Raw genomic sequence first — 15,520 nt, 5'->3', positions numbered from 1 at the left:
AAGGATGAAAGGATTTTTGAGTATGATCGGGGTACTTCTAGTGTTTGGTGTAGGCTTCTCACCATTCTTGGCTAACTACTTATGGAATGATCCATTTTTGATTATGGATGCTCCGTGGTATCGGCCGTTAATTTATACAGGCTTTGCGCTTATATTTCTACCTGGTATTATAGGTGCGTTTTTCGGAGGGGGTAAAGTCAAGAAGGGTGCTCCTGGGGTAGGGATCATTACTAGTGTTCAGCAAACAGGGACTTATGTAAACAATCAGCCGCAGGTAAAACTTGGGTTGACCGTAACCAAACAGGGAGAAGACAAATATGATACTGCTTTGACGACGATTATTCCTTTAACTTCCATGGCTCAATTTCAGCCAGGCTCGATCATTCCACTCGTAATATCGGAGAAAGACAAAAAGAAAGTAGGACTTGACCTGAAAGGGCAGGTGTCGCAGATGGATTTGCAAGCGTTAATGAATGAGCAAATGGTCAAGCAGGGCGTATCGCCCGAGCTGATGGAAATTGCCAAAACCGGTGAGCAGGCATATGCAAAGGTGCTGGATGTTACACCCATGGGTGAAGCGGGATCCGATAAAATTAAGCTTCAATTTACGCTGAGTGTAACGAAAAGCAACGGCGATACCTTTAATGTAACCACGCAAAAGGATGTTTTTTCTTCCCAACTATCCAAGCTGCAGCAAGGAAGCATTATAGAGGTCATTTATTCACCTCAAGATCCTTCGAAATTGGTCTTTAAAACACAAGTGAGTGAAGCCGAGGTACAGCAAGCATTTGGTTCTTCTCGATCATAAAAAAGTTTTTTATGATACCTGTTTCAGATACAGCCTATAGGTGTATTATAATAGTATCCCGACACCAGGAGGTTGATAACGATGGATAACCAAAGTAGATCCGAACTGGCGAATAGGGATGGCCTGTCACGGCCGAGAGGCTTAAATAGACAGGTTGTCGGAAACAACTATGAAATGGGCTATGATCAGGACAAAAGTCCACCACATCTAGGGAGACCCTGATCACAACAAGGCGAGGACAGACACTTTGGGATCACACAGCACATTGGAACTGAGGTAGGACATTCTTGGATACCAAGACTAGAGACCTTAAGGAAAGAAGTGATGCGGGATGGATAAAGTGGAGTTTCCGAGCAAGCGTAGAGTAATCAGGCGAGGCTGACATGAATTTCAAATGAACATGAAATGTGGTTCGTTGAAGACAGATGGAAGCAACATCGCAACAGTGTAATCGAACCCGTGATCTAATTGCAGTATTGAAAGTATAGGGGCGAAGCCCCAGGACCGTCTTCCTCTCTGGCTTGGGCTGGGGAGGAAGACGGTCCTTTTCACGTTCGAGGCTACTTTTGAGAAAGTTGCTCGACCGTTTCTCGGAAGGTATCAATAAAAGCTTCGGCAGCTTTAGACAAATAACGTCCGTTCCGGTAAGCAATGGCCAGGGTACGGCTGGGAGTAGGTTCGGCGAGTGGCAGCAATGCTGGAACAAACTCGCTACTGGCGGCCCGTGCGATAAAACGTGGGACGAGTGTCACGCCCATACCTGTCGCTACGAGCGATTGAAGGGTCTCCATATTAGTGCTTTCAAACACCACATTGGGTTCAAAGCCTGCTTGATGACATAGATCCATCGTCAGCTTGCGAAAGCCTTGCCCTTTTTTCAGGACGACAAAAGGCTCGTCTTTCAGTTCTTCCATATGCACTGGCAGCGGCTGGGTACCATTTTTACGCAGGGCTAGGGGATGACCCGGAGGAACAGCGAGATCAATCCATTCTTCACCGATGGGTACATAAGAAAGTGTAGGTTCTACTAAGGGAAGAGAGAGCAGGCTGAGATCTGTATCGCCACTTGCCGTTTTTTTCTCCAGATTCATGGATGAATCTTCGACTAACACGATTTCAATGTCTGGATGAGCCCTCTTGAATACAGGCAGCACATGCGGCAGCAAATGGGAGCCTGTGATAGGCATACTGCCAACGACGACCTTCCCTTTTCGCAGCTGAGAAATATCGTCCATTTCCTGCCGGAGCTGCTCGACTGCATCAACTATTTTTTTTGCCTTTTCTACAAAGCTTGCTCCTGCATGTGTTAATTCCACCGTGCTGGTGTTGCGTTGAAATAAAAGTACCCCAAGTTCTTTTTCAAGTTTGGACAATTGTTGGCTCAAAGAAGGCTGAGCAATATGCAGTTTTTCTGCTGCGCGTGAGAAGTTTTTTTCCGCTGCAATTTGCAGGGTGTACTGAAGCTGTCTGAATTCCATCGAATTTCATGCTCCTTATCTTATAAACTTTTCCTATTACATCATAGACTGATTATACAATAATAAAATTAAATGCCCAGTCCTGACGAATCTCATGTGTCACAAGTATTATATAGATGAAGCGTTTTGTCACAAATATCGTCTTTTAATATAGATAATGAATTCCTTTAACATTCTCCTGATAAAACATAATTAATCTTAGTTCTGGTTGTACAAAAAAGATCTGGGAGGAAAATGAATGCTAAAATGTTGGGGGCTACATACGAAAAAATCGGTGGCTGCACTCGTAGCGACGATGATGCTAGCAGTAAGCGGTGGGACGGCGATGGCAGTCGAAAAGGACACGTCGATTAAAAACGTAATTATTTTGATTCCAGACGGTATGGCTAATGACGCCACTGCACTGGCTAGATGGTACAAAGGATCCTCCTTAACGTTAGACAGCATGGCAAGCGGCATGGTGCGTACGCATTCTGCGGATGCTCCAATTGCCGATTCTGCTCCAGCGGGTACTGCTTTTGCCACAGGACATAAATCTCATACTGGGTATGTGGGTGTCCTTCCTGATGAGGCGACAATGCCTGGACAACAACCCATTGCAGGGGGTGACGCCAAAAAACCTGTAGCTTCCATTCTTGAGGCTTCCAAGCTGGCAGGAAAATCGACCGGAATTATTGCGACTTCCGAGATTATGCATGCGACACCAGCTGATTTTACCGCACATTATCCTGATCGTAAAAATTATGATGCACTCAGCATGCAGCAAGCCTACAACGGGGTTGACGTAGTGTTAGGTGGAGGCGGCAAGTTTTTGGAGGCAGCAGGGCGTAAAGATGGCCAAGATTTGGTAGCCCAAATTAAAGACCAGGGTTATGACTTTGTCACGACACCTGAAGGGTTGAAAAAATCGACCTCCAGCAAGCTCTGGGGCAGCTTTTCTCCCGAAGCCCTTGCGTATAACCTGGATCGCGATGCATCCAAGGAACCTAGTCTGGCGGAAATGACATCGAAAGCCATTGATGTGTTGTCCAAAAACGATAAAGGCTTCTTCTTAATGGTAGAAGGCAGTAAAGTGGATTGGGCCGCCCATGCAAATGATCCAACCGGAATTATTAGTGACGTGCTTTCATTTGACGATGCGGTGAAAGTGGCTGTGGATTACGCCAAACAAAACCAAAATACTGTCGTCGTAGCAGTGACAGACCACGGAAACGGTGGATTGACGATTGGTAGCAGCGATACAACTAGCAATTATGACAAAACGCCTTTAGCTGCTTTTATAGACCCGCTGAAAAAAGCGAAGCTGACGGGTGAAGGCTTGGAAGCCAAGCTGAATGCAGATCGCAGCAATATTAAAGAGGTGCTTTCCACGTATTTTGGCATCACCGATTTGACAGACGAAGAAGTGAAAACCATTAAAGATGCCAAAGAAGGCAGCATGAACTATGCTGTCGGACCGATCATTAGCAAACGTGCGAATATTGGCTGGACTACAGGCGGACATACAGGAGGCGATGTCGTGTTGTACACGTACGCGCCGAACGGAGACCGTCCATCCGGTGTAATCGACAATACGGATGTAAATAAGTATATGACACGTGTACTTGGACTGGACTTGGATACAGTCAGCAAGCAGCTTTTTGTTCCTGCAAAAGCCGCTTTTGAAGCTAAAGGAGCCAAGTTTACTGCGGATACGAAAGTCATTACAGTGACCAAAGGCAGTAACAAGCTGGAGCTTCCGGTATACAAAAATATTGCTATGCTGAATGGTAAAAATACCACGCTCAACGGTGTAGTTGTATTTAACGGTGTTGATTATTTTGTACCCCAGCAGGCAATTGATTTGATTCAGTAATATGCAGAATCATCGACAAGGGCTGTTTCTTCCATTAGAGGAAGAGACAGCTTTTTTGTGTGTTGAGCTAAATGTGTATTTTTTGAGGCGGAAGTTGAAGAAGGTTTTTATAAAATGGGATTTTTTGTGAAACTAGTCACGTTACATCTTCTTCGATATTGCTAGAATAATACATGTACGGTACAAGCCGCTGATGATGCGAAGTCCGGATGGACAAGGGAAGAAGGGATGAGTCACGGACGAATTATTACTGCGTCTGGCTGACGGCAAGGAATGGACGCATACGGAAATGATGGAGTTGCTGACACGTTTGGATGATGAGCCGACGCTACGGGCTCAACTGAGGCACCTGGCAGCTCGCACCAAATTGGAGCGCTATGGCAAAGGTGTTTTTTTACGGGGATTAATTGAATTCTCCAGTATATGTCGTCAGGACTGCATGTACTGTGGGCTGCGTGCTTCGAATAAACAGGCAGATCGTTACCGTTTGCAGCCGGAAGAAATTCTGGCCTGTTGTGCGGAGGGCTATGAACTCGGCTATCGGACCTTTGTGCTGCAAAGTGGGGAAGATTACTGGTTTACAGCAGCCCGGCTGACGAAATTGATTCGAGAAATTAAAAGCCGTTTCGCGGATGTGGCAGTCACACTGTCCATCGGTGAACGAGATGATGAAACTTATGAGCAATTATACGAGGCGGGCGCGGACCGTTTTTTGCTGCGGCATGAGACAGCTTCCCCCCGTTTGTACGCCAAGCTGCATCCGACGATGACGATGGAAAGCAGGCGCAGCCGTCTGCTGGCTTTGCAACGAATCGGCTTTCAGATCGGGGCCGGATGTATGGTGGGGTTACCAGGACAAACAAATAGTGAATTAGCAGACGATTTGGTCTATCTGCATAGCCTGTCACCAGATATGATCGGGATTGGTCCTTTTTTACCGCATAGCAACACGCCGCTTCGGGATGCCAGTCAGGGGAGCATGGAAAAAGCTCTCGATATTATTTCGTTATCCCGACTGGTTGTTCCAGATGCACTTATTCCGGCGTCCACGGCAATGGGAACGATTCATCCCCAAGGCAGGGAGAAGGCGCTTCAGGCAGGGGCAAATGTGGTGATGCCCAATTTGTCGCCACTGGCGGTGAGGCCTAAGTATGCGATTTATGAGAATAAAATATGTTTGGGAGATGAGTCTGCCCAATGTCGTCATTGCCTGGAACTGCGGATTCGTGGAGCGGGATTTGAAGTCGATATGGGGCGCGGTGATAGTTTGAGGGTGCAACGACAACTTATGAGATAGGAAACTTTGTGAGGCTATGACGGAAACATTGCAGTAACCATAAATAAGGAGATGGGTATACGTGAGTGGAGTACGGGAGAAAGTATCGGCGGATTTTATTAATGAAGCAGAGATTATGGCAGCAGTGGAGCAGGGGAAACAAGAGGCAACAGATCGACACCGTATTTTAGAAATTTTAGAAAAGGGGAGAGCCTGCCGGGGACTGAGTGCGAGTGAAGCGGCGGCTCTTTTACATGTGGATGATCCTGAATTATTGGAAGAGATGTTCAAATCTTCGAGGGCAGTCAAAGAGCAAATTTATGGCAACCGGATTGTGTTGTTCGCCCCTTTATATGTAAGCAACCACTGCGTGAATAACTGCGAATATTGTGGTTATAAACATACCAATGACAGCTTTACTCGTAGCCGTCTGACACCGGAGGAATTGGTGGAGGAGGTTAGAGTGCTTCAAGAACTGGGACACAAGCGACTCGTGCTGGAAGCGGGAGAAGACCCAGTTCATTGTCCCATTGACTATATCGTCGATTGTCTGCGCCAGATCTATGAGGTCAAGGTGGATAACGGCAGCATTCGGCGGATCAATGTGAATATTGCATCCACAACCGAAGAGGACTATCGGAAGCTGGCAGAGGTGGGCATTGGAACGTATATTTTATTTCAGGAAACGTATCATCGTGAAAGCTATCGTAAATTCCACCTGCAGGGACCAAAGCGGGACTTTGATTGGCACACTACGGCAATGGACAGAGCCATGCGTGCGGGTATAGATGATGTGGGGATCGGTGTGTTGTACGGTCTGTATGATTTTCGCTATGAGACCGTAGCGATGCTGAAACATGCCGAGCACTTGGAAGAAGCCTTTGGCTGTGGCCCTCATACGGTTTCAGTTCCACGATTGCGTCCGGCTGAAAATGTAGATCTGGAGCGATATCCGTACCTGGTCAACGATGAGGATTTTATGAAAATTGTATCCGTTCTTCGACTGGCTGTCCCTTATGCTGGAATGATCCTGTCCACGCGCGAGGAGCCGGAATATAGGGACCGCGTCATTGGTCTAGGCGTGTCGCAGATTAGTGCAGGTTCAGCTACAGGCGTAGGGGCATATGCAAAACAGGAAACTGATGATAAGCCTCAATTTGAGGTGGGGGATCATCGCTCACCATCGGAAATTATTAAAAGTCTGTGCCGTGGCGGATATATGCCGAGCTACTGCACAGCTTGCTACCGTGAGGGGCGAACTGGAGATCGTTTCATGGAGCTTGCCAAATCAGGACAAATTCATAATGTATGCCAGCCGAATTCGCTGCTGACCTTCCAAGAATATCTGCTGGATTATGGGGATGAGGAGGCACGTGAACTGGGAGCTGCCGCTCTGCGAGAAAATCTGGAGCGTATACCACGTGAATCGACGCGCCGTTTGACGCTTGACAGACTTGAACGACTGGAAGCAGGCGAACGCGATTTGTATTTTTAGCAATTTATATTATTCGTAGTATCATTTCACGCTATGAAATCTCATGATTTATAATGAACTTGAAAATAAAAAGCAGTCGCGTTGAAATCAGCGCGACTGCTTTTGTGTGTCTGGAAAAAAATATGAATACCGAGATGAGGACTTTTAGGAATAACTGCCGGCCTCTACAGCTTGCTCCCATGCCAGCATAGCAGATGGGAAGCATTCAATAGCACGGGGAAAGACCCCCTGTACATAAGCGATGAAAACACCATAGTTCACAATCGGCACGCCGGCAGCTTTCGTTTCCGACATTCGATGAAGCATCGTACGCCGATTGAGCATGCATGCACCGCAATGAATAACCAGTGCATATTCGCTCAGATCATCAGGGAAGCTGGAGCCGGATGCATGCTCAATGATGAGTCGTTTGCCTATTGTTTGGCGGAGCCAGCGTGGAATTTTCACTCGACCAATATCGTCAGATTGGCATTGGTGAGTGCAGGCTTCGGCAATAAGTACACGGTCTCCATCCTTGAGGCGATCAATGGCTCTTGCACCTCGTACCAGTTCGTCCAGATCGCCTTTATGACGGGCAAACAGGATGGAAAAAGAGGTGAGAGGCACATCTTTGGGCGTGTCAGCCGCTACTTTCATAAAAACCTGTGAATCGGTAATGACCAAGCGAGGCTTGCGTCCCAATCTCTCCAGTGTCAATCGTAGTTCATGTTCTTTGGTCACTACGGCGATGGCATCACTCTCTAGTGTATCGCGGATTGTTTGCTGTTGTGGCAGGATCAATCGGCCTTTTGGTGCAGCTTTGTCGATGGGAACGACCAGCACAACAACATCGCCGGGTGACAACAGGTCACCGACGATACGGAAACGATCCTCGTTTTGGGGAAGTGTATTCGTGATAGCCTTTTTCAGTTCCGTGTCTCCCCGGAGCAAAGATGCACTGAAAGGAATCAAGGTGAGATCCAGTTCAGTTGCCAGTTTTGTAGCCGTTTTATCTGATTCTGTAAGGGTATCTATCTTATTCAATACCCCAATAACAGGAATCTTTTTGATACGGAGCTTTTCGAGTAGCTCATGCTCGAATGATCCGACTCCAACGGAGGCGTCGATAACGAGAAGAGCCAAGTCTGTACTATTAAGTATTTCTAGCGTTTTGTTGCGGCGCAGCTCTCCGATCTCACCCTCATCGTCCAGTCCGGCGGTATCCACCAAAACAATGGGACCCGCTGGGAGCAGCTCCATCGGTTTGAAAACGGGGTCCGTGGTCGTTCCTCCTACAGGAGATACCACTGCGACGGGCTGACCAGTCAGGGTGTTCAGAATGCTGGATTTGCCTGCGTTACGGCGACCAAGCAGAACGATATGTGGTCGGTTGCTACGAGGGGTATCATTCATTCCCATGGTGAGTTCCTTCTTCCTGCCCCGGAATTCCGGGCTTGGTTACTGTATAGGGATGGCATAATTGGTCAATCCGCGAACGGGGCAGTAGGCCGCGATCTTCTGCAATATCCTCTGGTGTGCGACCTTGCACAATGGCCGCCGATGCAATGGAGGCAGCCTCATCATAGCCAAGCTCCGCGACCAGCGCAGAAGCCATCACGGCTGAGTTACGTAGATTTGTAATACAGCGTTCCTCACGCACGATCAGGCCACGCACACATCGTTCTTCGAATAGTCCAACCGCGCTGTTCAGAATATGTAGCGATTCCAGCAACGATTCGGCAATCAGCGGCAGGAATGCGTTTAGCTCCAACTGACCCGAGGCAGCGGCCATAGTGATAGCCGCATCTTCGGCTATCACACGCATGGCTGTTAGTCCTGCCATTTCAGCTATTACCGGATTGACCTTGCCAGGCATAATAGAGGATCCGGCCTGAACTGGAGGCAGCGTGTATTCGCCAATACCACCGAAAGGACCAGAGGCCAGTAGGCGAAAATCGCCAGATATTTTGTACAAATTCACGGCGGCTGACTTGAGTAGACCGGACACCTCCACAAAGACATCCATATTTTGAATCGGGTCCATCGGGTGGTCGCTGCGACTCAGTCCAAAGCCGGTCTCATCCGCCAGTTTTTCGACCATCCGATAGCTGTAGGCGAGGGGCGCGTTCATACCTGTGCCAATCGCCGTGCCTCCAATAGGGATTTCTCGCAGTCGCTCTTCGGCCTTATAGAGACGCCAGCGGTCGCGCGCTATAGCCTTTGCATAGGCACCAAAGCCCTGCCCGGCCATCATGGGCAGGGCATCCATTAGCTGAGTGCGGCCTAGCTTGAGCAGGTCGGCATATTCTGTTTCTTTTTGCTGTAAAGCATCCTGTAACGAAGACATCGTGTCACATAAAGGCCGAAGCAGCCGTATCGCTGCAATTCGGAGCGCTGTGGGATAGACATCATTTGTAGACTGGCAGCAGTTCACATCATCCAGCGGATGTATAATTTCATACTGTCCTGGTCTGCCTCCTAGCTGTACGATGGCCGAATTAGCAATGACCTCATTTACATTCATATGGGTACTGGTGCCTGCGCCGCCTTGCATAGCATCCACGGTAAACATATGTTGGTGCCTCCCGGCGAGTATTTCATCACAGGCATATACAATGGCAGAGGCCCGTTGAACAGGAAGCCGTTTCTGCTCACCATTCACTTGAGCAGCTACTTTTTTTACCAACACAAGAGCGTGGATCAGGTTTGGGTTCACAGGCCTTCCACTGACTGCAAAATTGTTCATCGCGCGTGCGGTGTGAATACCGTAAAAGGCGTCTGCGGGAATTTCCATCTCTCCTAACGCATCCCGCTCGGTTCGCGTATTTGTAGGTAGAGGGAAACCTTCAGTCATAGACCTGTTGCCGGAATGCGTGTCATATGCAGCAGCTGACGTGCACTTGCAGCGCGTTTTTCCTCAACCCGAGCATGAACCAGATCTGGCTCGACCAGCTTGAGGGCTTGTGTTGGACATTTACCAATGCAGGCCGGGCCGCCGTCCACACCTTCGCACAAATCACATTTGCTGGCAATCATGCGTTCTTTGGGTTGCAAACGGCCTGACATATTGGTGTACAGTCCGTCTTGAACGACAGGCTGCCCGTTTCGATACTCGGGTACCATGGTAATCGCGCCGTAAGGGCAGGCGATCATGCAGGTTTTACAGCCAATGCAGCTTTCACTGTTAATGAGAATGCAGCCATCTGCGTTCGTAATGGAGCCGTTCGGACAAGCGTTAGCGCATGGGGCATCCTCACAGTGACGACACTGAACGGGTGCGGTAACTCCAAATGATTTAATAACCTTCAGACGAGGGTGAAAATGAAACTCATCATCTGGTGAGATAAAAGGGTTCTCCGCTGAATGTGCGATGACACATGCGATTTCACAGGTACGACATCCGATACACTGGTCGGGATCAGCTAAAACAAAACGGTTCATACAATTCGACTCCTCTCTAACTAACGACAAATATAATGTATACAGCATAAAAAACTTAACGTATTAATGAATGGAGTAATCCGTATCCCCTTTGATAGAAATAGTGCTACTTCGGCTTTGCTTGCCGGGCCCCCGTTGTTGGAAGGTCGTGTGCAGAAGATGATGCGACACATGGCCCAGGGGCTCACCTAGAAATTCATCATAAAGTTTAATGATGTGAGGGTTCTCATGCGATTTTCGTACCTGGTGTGCAGCATCATGTCCATAGATGGAGGATTTACGTGCCCGATAAGCTTCAATTCGTTGCTTTTCTAACATAATCTTGGGTTGTCCCCCTCCACTGATACATCCGGCAGGGCAGCCCATCACCTCAATAAAATGATAATCACATTCGCCCGCCTGGACACGATCCAGTAGCTGATAGGCATGCTGTAGCCCGGCGACGACCGCTACCTTGAGCTGTAGCTTGCCTACCTGAACCTCAGCTACTCGAATGCCTTCCTCACCACGTACAAAATCGAGTTGGAGCTTCGGCAGTTTTTCATTCGTCAGCAGCTCGTAACCTGTACGGATGGCAGCTTCCATGACTCCTCCAGTGACTCCAAAAATGGAGCCTGCACCGGAATATTGCCCTAACGGTGAATCGAATTCTTCATCAGGCAGGTTTGCAAAATCAATTCCGCTCTGCTTGATCCAGTATGCAAGTTCACGCGTGGTCAGTACCTCATCTACATCACGGTAACCGTCAGATTCCATTTCGGGACGATCACATTCAAATTGTTTACAAGTACATGGCATGATGGCAACGCTGTATATATTCGCAGGCTCCACCTCGTCCAGTTGTGCGCCATAAGATTTGATAAGCGCTCCTAACATTTGCATCGGAGATTTGCAGCTGGATAGATGGTCTAGCAGATCGGGATATTCAATCTCGGCAAATCGGACCCATGCTGGACAGCAGGATGTGAACATAGGCAAGGGACCGCCTTCGGTCACGCGACGAATCAATTCCGTGCCTTCCTCCATGATGGTCACGTCAGCTCCAAAGTTGGTGTCATATACCCGGTCGAAACCAAGGCGGCGCAAAGCAGCAGCCATTTTCCCAGGCGTCAAGGTGCCAAACGGCATACCGAATTCCTCCGCGAGTGAAACACGAATGGCCGGAGCACATTGGACGATCCGAAACTGTCCAGGTTTGGTCATCATATCGCTTACCTTATTCAAGTTGTAGCTATAATAGGCAGCGAATAGCGGCTCTCTGATGTCGGCAGGCATATCGCGTTCTTGTATACGCTCTAGCCGTCTAGCGGCGCTTTCCTGTGGAGATGAACCTGCCCAGTCAGATGCGTATACGCTGCATATTTGTACACATTGACCGCAAATAACACATCGGTCTGCATTAATGGTTTGCGGTTCTCCAGGCAGTCCCTCTATGGCATCTACTGGACAAACCTCAGCACAGCGTCTGCATCCCGTGCAGAGCGTCGGGTCAATATGAATGACAGGGTCTGTGCAATCAGTCGTCTTCATACAAGGAGGTGAAGAGATCTTGTCTATAGTGGTTGACATGTTTTTCTACCTTTCTGCGGCTGATTTTGACCTTACAGGCGTGGGAAAAAGACTTCCCGCCGAGGCTCTGGAGGCGAGTCGGATATACCTTTGGCCAGCCGTAGGACATGATTCGGGCAGGCATCTACACATGCAGGCTGTCCGTTCTCTGTTTCTGCGCACAGATCGCATTTGCTTGCCGCGGTGCGGGGAAGGGCCACTCGATTTGCCCGGTGAGTCAGGCCGGACTGCGTCACAAGGTGTCCGGCCCGGTAGACCGGAGACACCTCAATTGCCCCGAAGGGGCAGGCCAAAACACAGGAAGTACAGCCGATACATCGATCCTCATCTATCATGACGACTCCGTCCTCCTGACGAATGGCCTGCACCGGACAGGCATGTGCGCAGGGGGCATTTTCGCAATGCCGGCATTGCACCGGCACATACGTATCTCCTGTACGAACAACATACACCTTGGGTATGACAGGAACGCTGACGGTTCCGACCGAAGCTCCTATACCGTTAGCCTGACTGTGAACGGCGAAGCACGCCAGTTCACAGGCTTTGCAGCCGATGCACTGCCCGGCGTCTGCCACTACAAAAGAAGAAGCAACAGCGCTTGTTCTACCGGCTGCTCCCATTCTACTCATCGAAGCTGACCGGGTATCAGTCGGACGGTGCATCATATTCCCTGTGCCGCTCATCTTGTCACCTTATCAGCCAAAACAGCTTCCTGGACGTTCATCTGTTTGCGAATCTGTTGGTACGATTCATGTACATCACGTTCGGCCTGAGCTTGGTCGGCGATTCGTTCCAGGCGGATGGCACAGTATTTTAATTCCGGGGTTTTGGATACCGGATCGAGAAAATCAGCGGTCAGCTCGTTGCATGCTCCAACCCACCAGTGATAGGTCATGTAGGTCGCACCTTGTTGCACACGGTCACTGATTTGTGCCCGAGCCATGATGCGTCCCCGGCGGGAGGATATGGCAACAATTTCACCATCCAGAATATTCAGATCTGCTCCGTCTTCCGGGCTAATCTGAATAAAGCCAGGCTCATCAGACAATTGGCGCAGCGCACGGCAATTGCCAGTCATGGTACGAACGGAGTAGTGGCCTACCTCACGGACTGTAGACAAGACAAGCGGGTATTTTGCATCCGGTTGTTCTTGTGGCGGACGCCATTCGCAGGCGAATAATCTGCCTTTGCCACTAGGTGTCGAAAATTGATTTCCTTTATACAAATACGGTGTACCTGGATGATCCTCAGTAGGGCAGGGCCATTGCACGCCGCCTTGCTGCTCCATTTTTTGGTAGCTGGCACCGGAGAATAATGGGCAGAGGCTACGCATTTCATCCCAAATTTCCTCTGTGTTTGCATAGGACATAGGGTAGCCCATGGCGGTAGCAACCTCGCTAATAATGGCCCAGTCTGGCTTTACATCACCCTGTGGCTCGACGGCCTTTCGGATGCGCTGAAAGCCCCGATCTGCCGAAGAATATACACCGTCATGCTCGCCCCAGGCAGTAGAAGGGAGGATGACATCGGCATGCAGCGCTGTTTTGTTCATGAAAATATCCTGGACCACGACAAATTCCAATTGGTCTAGGGCTTCACGCAACTCGGCGGCGTTCGGATCACTTTGTACAGGGTCTTCGCCGAAAATGTAATAAGCTTTCAGCTTGTTCTCCTTCAGGATGAGGTGTGGTACCTCCGTAAGTGGATATCCTTTTTTACGCGGCAGCTCAACACCCCATGCTTTTTCAAACTTTTTGCGAACCGTGGTGTCTGTTACATCCTGATAGCCAGGATACACATTCGGTAAAGCACCCATGTCACAGGAACCCTGTACATTGTTTTGTCCCCGTACTGGTCCGATACCCACATTCGGCTTGCCCAGATTTCCGGTCAACAGTGCAAGGGAAGCGAGCCCTTTTACTACGTCAACGGCCTGTGAAAATTGGCATACGCCCATTCCGTACAAAATGGTAGCGGTAGGGGCCTTTGCATATTCCCTCATAGCCGCCCGGATATCGGCCGCCTTGACCCCCGTAATGCCTTCCGCATATTCGGGAGTATATTTTTTAATGCTGTCTACATATTCGGCAAAGCCTTCGGTGTTTGCTTCCACATATCGTTTGTCGTACAGTCCTTCATGCACAAGTACATGACCAAAAGCGTTCACCAAAGCCATGTTCGAACCGCCCTTTAAGGGTAGCCACATATTCGAGATACGAGCTGTTTCGGTCATGCGCGGATCGCATACAATAATTTTGGCGCCTCTTTGCTTGGCAGCTACAATGCGTCTTGCGACGATCGGATGTGTTTCGGGTGCATTATATCCAAATACGAAAATGAGATCAGAGTGTTCAATTTCAGGAATAGAGTTGGACATAGCTCCATCTCCGAGCGAGTAAGTCAAACCTGCCACAGAAGGGCCATGGCATACACGAGCGCAATGGTCAATATTGTTCGTGCCAATGACCGCCCGCATGAACTTTTGCATGACATAATTGGCCTCATTTCCCGGACCACGTGCGGAGCCCGTTCCCATAATGGAGTCGGGTCCGTATTTTTCCTTAATTGCTGACAGCCGTTCGGCAGTATATTGAATGGCTTCCTTCCACTCCACTTCCTCCATAACTCCATTTTTGCGAATCATGGGCTTGCGCAAGCGTGCAGTCAGAATTTGCGGGTCATTCAGAAAATCCCATCCGTAGTGTCCTTTTAGACACAACGTTCCTTCATTCGTACGACCACCAGCCGGCTCTGCGCCAATTACCTGTCCTTTTTCCACCAGCAAATGAAGCTGACAACCGCTCCCGCAGTAGGGACATACGGTCAATACCTTGTCTGCCATAAGTGCAGCACCTCTTTTATATGAAATAGATGAAACTCGAAACATAAAAAAAGCCAATACAAAAATGCCGCTTTACGCTGCATCCTGTACTGGCTTATCCGCGAGCGAGGAGACAAGGCTCCTTCCCGCTAATCCAACCGGTGTATGTGTTGTAGTTCTAGAGTAATGATAATGTGTCCGTCTCCATGGACGGAGGGGCAGACCTCCCAAGTATAAGTGAAGGGACTGCCGAGTGTTTTTTCGGCTTCGTTCATAAACTCCTTTTCCAGATAGGGACGAAGGACGTCCCAATATTCTCTGACCTTGTCCTCAGCCCCTTCATGAACGAGAATTTCGGACAGATTAGACAATGTACCTCGAATTTCTACCGTAATCCGGAGCGGCGAATCCAGTGAAACCTTGACGTTGTCCGGTCCTTTTCCCCGGTAGTGTTTGACAATACATACGGCCAACTTCCTGATGCGCTCACGGTATTCCAATTCGGTATTCAACATCTGGACACTCCGCTTCGAATCAAAATAAAGGCGTACTTGCCGCGCATGCCAGACAGCCTGTGTAGCTAGTTTAGAACAAGACGTAACCGTCCCGACCAAAGTGGTCTGCCCAGCACGGCGTATCACTCTTCTATGGTAGAACAGGTTGGCCCGGAAAGATGTGAAATTCATTACACTGAACCAAAATTTTACATGGATTAGCCCCCTCTTGAAGCAGCTTTACCTCTATGGTTTGTATGATGCTTCTCGTTCTATCACATTGCTTGTACAGCTCCAATACAAA

13 protein-coding genes are annotated in these 15,520 nt (G+C 48.9%); 5 read left to right on the top strand and 8 right to left on the bottom strand.

Translation table 11 applies throughout. The annotated features are described in order from the left end of the window. The first annotated feature begins 4 nt into the window (after positions 1-4). Complete coding sequence (locus tag ACYCS5_RS00235) at positions 5-808, top strand: hypothetical protein (protein ID WP_165146856.1); 804 nt, start codon at positions 5-7, stop codon at positions 806-808. 81 nt (positions 809-889) lie between these two features. Then, on the top strand, positions 890-1,030 hold the full coding sequence (locus ACYCS5_RS00230) for a hypothetical protein (protein ID WP_165082404.1): 141 nt from the start codon (positions 890-892) through the stop codon (positions 1,028-1,030). A gap of 338 nt (positions 1,031-1,368) precedes the next feature. On the opposite strand, the gene ACYCS5_RS00225 is transcribed toward ACYCS5_RS00230, so the two are convergent. Further along, positions 1,369-2,286 (bottom strand): LysR family transcriptional regulator, encoded by a 918-nt coding sequence (locus tag ACYCS5_RS00225; protein ID WP_029517394.1) that lies wholly within the window; start codon positions 2,284-2,286, stop codon positions 1,369-1,371. 238 nt (positions 2,287-2,524) lie between these two features. Here ACYCS5_RS00225 and ACYCS5_RS00220 point away from each other — a divergent pair, with 238 nt between their 5' ends. The 3 genes from ACYCS5_RS00220 (at position 2,525) to hydG (ending at position 6,912) form a co-directional block, all read left to right on the top strand. Continuing rightward, positions 2,525-4,141 (top strand): alkaline phosphatase, encoded by a 1,617-nt coding sequence (locus ACYCS5_RS00220; protein WP_165146853.1) that lies wholly within the window; start codon positions 2,525-2,527, stop codon positions 4,139-4,141. A gap of 289 nt (positions 4,142-4,430) precedes the next feature. Further along, positions 4,431-5,438 carry a [FeFe] hydrogenase H-cluster radical SAM maturase HydE gene (gene hydE / locus ACYCS5_RS00215; RefSeq protein WP_049816982.1) on the top strand — a complete coding sequence of 336 codons (1,008 nt, stop codon included), beginning with the start codon at positions 4,431-4,433 and terminating at the stop codon, positions 5,436-5,438. A gap of 61 nt (positions 5,439-5,499) precedes the next feature. Beyond that, on the top strand, positions 5,500-6,912 hold the full coding sequence (gene hydG / locus ACYCS5_RS00210) for a [FeFe] hydrogenase H-cluster radical SAM maturase HydG (RefSeq protein ID WP_013310651.1): 1,413 nt from the start codon (positions 5,500-5,502) through the stop codon (positions 6,910-6,912). Positions 6,913-7,056: 144 nt separating this feature from the next. Here the strand turns inward: hydG and hydF are convergent, their stop codons facing one another. From hydF to ACYCS5_RS00175, 7 genes are all read right to left on the bottom strand, one after another. Continuing rightward, complete coding sequence (gene hydF, locus ACYCS5_RS00205) at positions 7,057-8,310, bottom strand: [FeFe] hydrogenase H-cluster maturation GTPase HydF (protein WP_459760625.1); 1,254 nt, start codon at positions 8,308-8,310, stop codon at positions 7,057-7,059. Further along, a complete protein-coding gene (locus tag ACYCS5_RS00200) occupies positions 8,297-9,745 on the bottom strand; it encodes an aspartate ammonia-lyase (protein WP_459760624.1) in 1,449 nt (482 codons plus the stop codon). The genes hydF and ACYCS5_RS00200 overlap by 14 nt, the downstream gene beginning before the upstream one ends. Beyond that, positions 9,742-10,332 (bottom strand): 4Fe-4S dicluster domain-containing protein, encoded by a 591-nt coding sequence (locus ACYCS5_RS00195; protein ID WP_013310648.1) that lies wholly within the window; start codon positions 10,330-10,332, stop codon positions 9,742-9,744. Before ACYCS5_RS00195 ends, ACYCS5_RS00200 begins: the two co-directional genes overlap by 4 nt. A 63-nt stretch (positions 10,333-10,395) precedes the next feature. Then, a complete protein-coding gene (locus tag ACYCS5_RS00190) occupies positions 10,396-11,862 on the bottom strand; it encodes a [FeFe] hydrogenase, group A (protein ID WP_459760623.1) in 1,467 nt (488 codons plus the stop codon). A 71-nt stretch (positions 11,863-11,933) separates the two neighbouring features. Then, positions 11,934-12,584 carry a 4Fe-4S dicluster domain-containing protein gene (locus ACYCS5_RS00185; RefSeq protein WP_340885696.1) on the bottom strand — a complete coding sequence of 217 codons (651 nt, stop codon included), beginning with the start codon at positions 12,582-12,584 and terminating at the stop codon, positions 11,934-11,936. Then, entirely contained in the window at positions 12,581-14,743 is a 2,163-nt protein-coding gene (fdhF, locus tag ACYCS5_RS00180; protein ID WP_029517400.1) for a formate dehydrogenase subunit alpha, read from the bottom strand. Before fdhF ends, ACYCS5_RS00185 begins: the two co-directional genes overlap by 4 nt. A 128-nt stretch (positions 14,744-14,871) precedes the next feature. Further along, a complete protein-coding gene (locus ACYCS5_RS00175) occupies positions 14,872-15,408 on the bottom strand; it encodes a hypothetical protein (RefSeq protein WP_230585033.1) in 537 nt (178 codons plus the stop codon). Positions 15,409-15,520: the final 112 nt, after the last annotated feature.

The organism is Paenibacillus sp. SEL3, assembly GCF_054602585.1.
The sequence above is the reverse complement of the archived record's forward strand: the minus strand, read 5'-3'. Positions and strand labels throughout refer to the sequence as shown.